Origin of the sequence: Rhodococcus sp. BH5 (assembly GCF_027583855.1) — a bacterium.
Taxonomy (GTDB): Bacteria; Actinomycetota; Actinomycetes; order Mycobacteriales; family Mycobacteriaceae; genus Rhodococcus_F; species Rhodococcus_F qingshengii.
In genome coordinates this window covers 1-6515 of sequence record NZ_JAJHVW010000042.1, presented here as the reverse complement: position 1 = coordinate 6515, position 6515 = coordinate 1, and the positions used below count along the sequence as shown (strand labels likewise).

The 6515-nt window shown below is 62.9% G+C and carries 1 protein-coding gene; it reads right to left on the bottom strand.

Annotated elements, in window-relative coordinates; translation table 11 throughout:
• A partial coding sequence (locus tag RhoBH5_RS32065; protein WP_442972505.1) for an amino acid adenylation domain-containing protein occupies positions 1 to 6515 on the bottom strand: 6515 nt, incomplete at its 3' end.

The following is a 6515-nucleotide window of genomic DNA, read 5'->3' as shown; positions in this document are numbered from 1 at the left end:
CCAGCAAACCGCCCATCCAACACATCCACCAACGTCAAACCCCCCACCCCAACCCCCACACCATCCCAACCACCCACCACCAACCCACGCTCACCGGCGACATACACGTCGACCTCACCGACCGGTGTATCCGCGTTCGCTGCGAAGGCGGCAAGAATCCGCGACATTCGCTGTGCAATGGTGTCGACCGCGGCGCGGTCGAATGCCGCCGGCTGGTACCGCAGGCTGACCTGCAGCGTCGGTTCCGCGACCGACAGCACGGTGAGCGGGTAATGCGTGGCGTCGCGGGCATTCACAGCGGTGACGCGCATACCGGCAATGTCGGTGTTCCCGCCCATCCCCGAGGTATCGATCGGATACGACTCGAAGACCGACAGTGTGTCGAACAAATTGCCTGTCCCTACGACAGATTGAATCGCGCCGAGTCCGACATAGTGATGATCGAGCAGAGCTGTCTGCTCGCTTTGCAGTCGAGCGAGCAGCTGCGTACACGTCTCGTCCGGATCCAGTTGCACTCGGACAGGCAACGTGTTGATCAGCAGCCCCATCATGTTTTCCACACCAGACAACTCGGGTGAGCGGCCCGAAACCGTGACGCCGAAGACTACGTCGTCACGGGAAAGCATCCGAGACAGTAGGACACCCCACGCCGCCTGGATCACCGTGTTCATCGTGATCCCGCTCCGCTGGACCAGCGCACCGAGTCCGTCGCGCACCGAATCCGGTAGATCGACGGCAACCTCTTCGGGCACCAGCTGCTCCGCGATCGGCGTCGAAGGCGCCAACAACGTCGGCTCGTCGACGCCTTCCAAGGCGTCCTCCCACGCCGCGAGCGAGGTCTCCATATCGCGGTGCATCAACCATTCCAGATAGGTGCGGTACGACGGAGTCTCCGGAAGATCGGCCGGGGCCCTCTCGACCGGGAGACCGTCGGCCGCGTATCTAATCAACAGTTCGCGAACCAGCAACGGTATCGACCAACCGTCGAGGACGATGTGATGGTTCGTCACCACCAACACGCACCTCGTCGGCGAGGTTCGCAGCAGCGTCAGCCGAAGCAGTGGCGGCGAAGCGAGGTCGAAGGGTGCACTGCGATCCTCGTCGAGGCGGCGCTCCAAATCTGCGTCGGTTGCCGATCCGCGATCACTCAGGTCGACCTCGGTCCAGGGAATCACTGCATCGTCGACAATCAACTGCACCGGTAGGCCGTTCACGTCGTAGAGAAACGCTGCACACAGATTCGGGTGGTTTGCGAGTAGTCCGGCAGCAGCGCCGCGCAAACGCTCGGAATCAACCGCTCCTTCGAGCTCGACGCACAACTGCGCTGTGTAGACGTCCGTCGACGTGGCCGCCAGTGAGGCATGGAACATCAGCCCGGCCTGAAGGGGCGACACCGACCAGACATCGCGCAATCCGGGGAAATCGTTCTCCCAGCGTTCGATCTGTTGTTGGTCCACCGAGACCAGGGGAATGTCCGACGGCGTCAGACCGCCCGCATCAGGTCGCGACGCGTGCGCGGTGAGTCCGTCGAGCGCACGACGCCACAGTTCCGCGAACTCCGCGACGTCAGACCTGTCGAGCACTCCGCGGGGAAAGGTGAAAGATGCTGTCAGGCAGGGCCCGTCGACATGGTCCTCAACCGCCGCGTTGATGTCGATCACGGACGCCACAGCCATGGACGGGTTCTGGGTTCCGCCGAGCCTTCGATTGCCCTCCACCGGCAGCCAGTCCTGTGTTCCGTCAGAGGAGCTGATCCGGCCCAGATAGTTGAAACTGATCTGAGGAGAACGGAATCGGCCGAGTGGGTCGCTCTCGCCCGACAGGTACCGCAACATCCCGAATCCGATTCCATGATCGGGGATCGCACGCACGTATTCCTTGACGGCTTTGAGAGCCCGTCCGGCGTCGGCGCCACCTGCCAGTGCGTCGTCGACGTCGATTCCGCCGAGGTCCACGCGCACCGGGTAGAGCGTGGTGAACCAACCAACGGTGCGAGCGAGGTCTGCGCCAGGAACCGCTCCTTCCTCGCGGCCGTGTCCTTCGAGCGTGACCAGGGCGGCAGCGGTATCCATACCGCGGCGTCGTCGCCACCCGATCGAGGCCAACGCAACAGCGGTGACAAGTCCGTCGTTCACGCCGGCGTGGAATGCCGCAGGAACCGTGGTGAGAAGGTTCCTGGTCGCCGAAGGCGAGATGTCCACTGTAACGGTGTCGACCGTGTCGTCGACGTCGATCGTGGGATCGAGTGGGCGCGAACCGATCAACGGGTCATCGCCGTCCAGGATCGTTTTCCATATGTCCAGTTCGACGCTCCGGTCGCCCACGTGCTCGACAAGCCCATGCGCCCATCGCCGGAACGACGTTCCGATCTGTGGCAGTTCGGGCGTGACACCGGCCTGGAGTTGTGCTGTCACCGACGCCAGGTCGGTGACCAGAATGCGCCACGAGACGCCGTCGACAACCAGGTGATGAATCACCACAAGTAGTCGGCCCCGCCCGGTCGACACGTCAGGTTTGTCGGCCAGGTCGAACCAGATCACGCGCACCATGTCAGCCGTGGCGGGATCCAAGCTGTCGGCCACGGCCTCGAGTTCTCCCGACGCCAAGGCCCTGAAACCTTCGTCGTCCACCGAATCGACAGCTACGCGGTGGATCAGTCCTTCGGCCGAGATCGAGCCGGGTGGTAAGACTTCCATGACCCGGTCACTCTCAACCAAGCGAGCTCGAAGCATTCCGTGGCGGTCCAGCAACACCTGGAGACCACGGACAAGGAGGTCCTGGGTGAGATCAGCGGGAGCTGTCAGCAAGAGCGCCTGGGAGAACCGTTTCACTCCGCCGCCACGCAGCCCGCCACTGCTGCGGTCGAGCATCCACTGCGCCACCGGGCTCAGTGGAACAGTTCCGACAGCGGATCCCGGTAGCTCCGCGAGTACATCAGGCCTGTCCTGCTCAAGGTGCGCCGACTCGGCAAGCGCGGCGACGGATTTGTGGTCGAAAACATCTCGGGGTGAGATGATCACACCCGCATCGCGAGCGCGGGCCACCAATTGGATGGACATGATGCTGTCGCCACCGAGCTCGAAGAACGAATCATGCACTCCTACCGCGTCGAGACCGAGAACCTGCGCGAACAGAGCGGCAAGAAGATTCTCGGTTTCCGTTCGCGGTGGCCGGTCGGGTGTGGCGGCGGACGAGAAATCGGGTGTGGGAAGCGCTGCGCGGTCGAGTTTTCCGTGAACCGTCAGCGGAACGGCGTCGAGCACCACCACCGCCGCCGGCACCATGTACGACGGCAGGCGCTTGCCTGCATGGGCGAGGACGTCTCGCGGATCGACACTCGCTCCGCGATCGGGAACCACGTAGCCGATCAACCGATCCCTGCCGTCGCCGTTCCAGACGGCCGTCACCGCCTGGGCCACGCGCGGGTGCGTCTGCAGTGCCACCTCGACTTCCCCGAGTTCGATGCGGAACCCACGGACTTTGACTTGGGCATCGGTGCGCCCGAGATACTCCAGCCGTCGGTCGGGCGTCCACCGCACGCGATCGCCCGTGCGATAGATCCGCGTTCCCGGCGCACCGAAGGGATCTGCGACAAACTGCGTGGCGGTCAACGGGTATCGCCGGTGATAGCCGCGAGCGAGAGCCGGCCCGGCAAGATACAACTCCCCCGCGACACCTACCGGTACCGCTCGCAGACGCGAGTCCAGCACTACCTCGCTGAATCCGCGAGTAGGTGTGCCGATAGTGACCGGGTCGTTCGGAGCCAGTGCCGCACTGATGCTCGACACGACAGTTGCCTCGGTAGGACCGTAGGCGTTGAACATCTTTCTGCCCGGAGCCCAGCGGGCCACCAATTCCGGCGGACACGCTTCCCCACCTGTCACGACACAACCGACAGTGGTGAGACCGTCTGGGTCGACGGACGTTAAGGCCGCCGGAGTCACAAAACAATGGGTGACGCGCTCGCGCTCCAGTAACGCCGCCAGTTCCGACCCGCCGTAGACGGTCGGTGGCACGATCACCATCGTGGCTCCAGCACCAACGGCCATCACGAGCTCGAGAACCGACGCGTCGAAACTCGGCGAAGCGAAGTGCAGAGTTCTGGATCGGGTCGTGGCGGCGAAGGTCTCACGCTCCTGGAGCGCGAAGTCGCTCAACCCGCGATGTGTGACCGTCACGCCCTTGGGTGTTCCTGTCGACCCCGACGTGTAGATCAGATAGACCGGATTGTCGATGCGAATCGGTGCCTTCCGATCCGCGTCGGTGACTTTCGATGGCGAGTACGCCCGCAGCCGTTCCTCGAAACCGGCATCGTCGAGGACCAGCCACGGCACGAGGCCGGACAATGCCGCGTTGTGAGCTCGAGACGTAATCCCCCACCCTGCACCGGAGTCGCCCAGCATGTGCTCGATACGAGCAGCAGGATGTCCCGGGTCCACGGGAAGGAATGCCGCACCTGTCTTGGCAATGGACCACACCGCCAGAACGGACTCGATGGAGCGTGGGAGACACAACGCCACCACCGATTCGGGACCCACTCCGGATTCGATCAGCATGCGGGCCAATCGGTTCGACTGCGCGTCGAGTTCGAGATAGGTCACTTCACGTTCCTCGAACACCAGCGCAACGGCGCCGGGATCCTGGGCAGTCGCCATATCTGTTGCTGCAGTCAGCAAATCCGGAAGGGTCTGAACAGCGGCGGAAATCTCACCTCGCACGGGTACCAGTTCGGCTGACTCATAGGCGTCGAGGATCTCGATATCTCCGATCCGTGATTGCGGATCCGTGATAACGCGCTCGAGAATCCGTTGCAGGCGGTCGGCGAAGCCCGCTACCGTTTCCTCGTCGAAAATATCTGTGGCATATCCGAATTCGGCGCGAAGACCGTCCGATTCGCCGGCTGCGCCGGCGTTCTGCGTCACCGTCAACTGAAGATCGAAGTTGATGGTGTCGATCTCGACGCCCACGTCGGTCACCTGCAGGTCGGGGAGTTCGAGTGCAGGCCGTTCGATGTCTTGGAACTCCAACATGACTTGAAACAGGGGCGAGTACGCCGTCGAACGTGAAGGATTCACGATCTCGACGACTCTTTCGAACGGCACGTCCGCGTGAATGAAGGCGCTCAGATCTACGTTTCGGACCTGGTCGAGGAAGTCTCCGAAAGTTGCGCCGCGGTCCACTGCAGTGCGCAACACCAACGTGTTGACGAACATGCCCACCAGGTCGTCGAGTTCGCGCTCCCCACGCCCGGCGATGGGAGTTCCGACGGCTACGTCGTCCTCATCACTGAGCCTCGCCAGCAGCACTGCCAAGGCTGCGTGCACAACCATGAAGACCGTGGCGTTGTGTTTGCGCGACAGGGCAACCACACCGGCATGCACCTTCGGACCGAACACGAACCTGATCCGTCCGCGTCGAAGCGAACGCACATCAACACGCGGTCGATCGGTCGGAATGTCGAGAACCTCCGGTGCGCCCGCAAGATTCTCGGCCCAATAGCCGAGCTGTTTCGAGATCAGAGACCGAGAGTCCGATTCCGAGCCCAACCAACCACGTTGCCACAACGCGTAGTCGGCATACTGGATCCCGAGCGGCGCCCACTGCGGTGCCTCACCGTTCACACGGGAGGTGTATGCGCTCATGAGATCTCGGGCCAGCGGTACCGTGGAGAATCCGTCGGCGGCGATGTGGTGAATCACGATCACCAGGACATGCGAGTGGACCTGGTCATCTCGCCGCAACAAGGTGGCGCGCATCGGGACCTGCTGCGTGACGTCGAAACCATCCGAAGCGATCTGCCGGCTACGCTCGCGCAGCTCTTCCTCTCCCTGCACAAGTATCGGTGCAAGATCCGATACCACCTGTGAGGTGGACATGATCACTTGACGCGGTCCGTCATCGGTGAGAGGAAAAACGGTGCGCAAGGACTCGTGCCGCTCGACGACGTCGACAAATGCAGCGTGAAGCGCACTCACGTTCACTGCACCGTCGAGCCTCAACGCGCACGCGACGTTGTAGGCGGCGGACTCGGGGGCGAACTGATTCGCAAACCACATTCGCTCCTGCGCCGGTGAAAGTGGGATATCCGTCGTCGTACCCCGCGGCGTCAACGCCGGCTTGGCCCCCTCTCCTCCGCGACACTGCGCCAACTCGGCCAGCGCTGCAACGGTAGAAGCATCGAAGACGTCACGAATGTTGATCCGTTCGCCGAGAACAGAATTCACTCGCGCAACCAGCCTGGCCGCACTGAGAGAGTTCCCACCCAGGGCAAAAAAGTCGTCGTTCACGCCCACCGTCGACGTTCCCAGCAGATCATCGAAGATTGCGGCAACCGTCTCCTCGACCGACGTTCGTGGCGCAACATACTGCAGCGGTTGAGGTTCGAAGTTGACGTCCGGGAGGGCTTTACGGTCCAACTTCCCATGCACCGTCACCGGAAACTCCCCCAACACCACCACCACCGACGGCACCATGAACCCCGGAAGAGACCTCCGCACCCCCTCCAACACCACCAC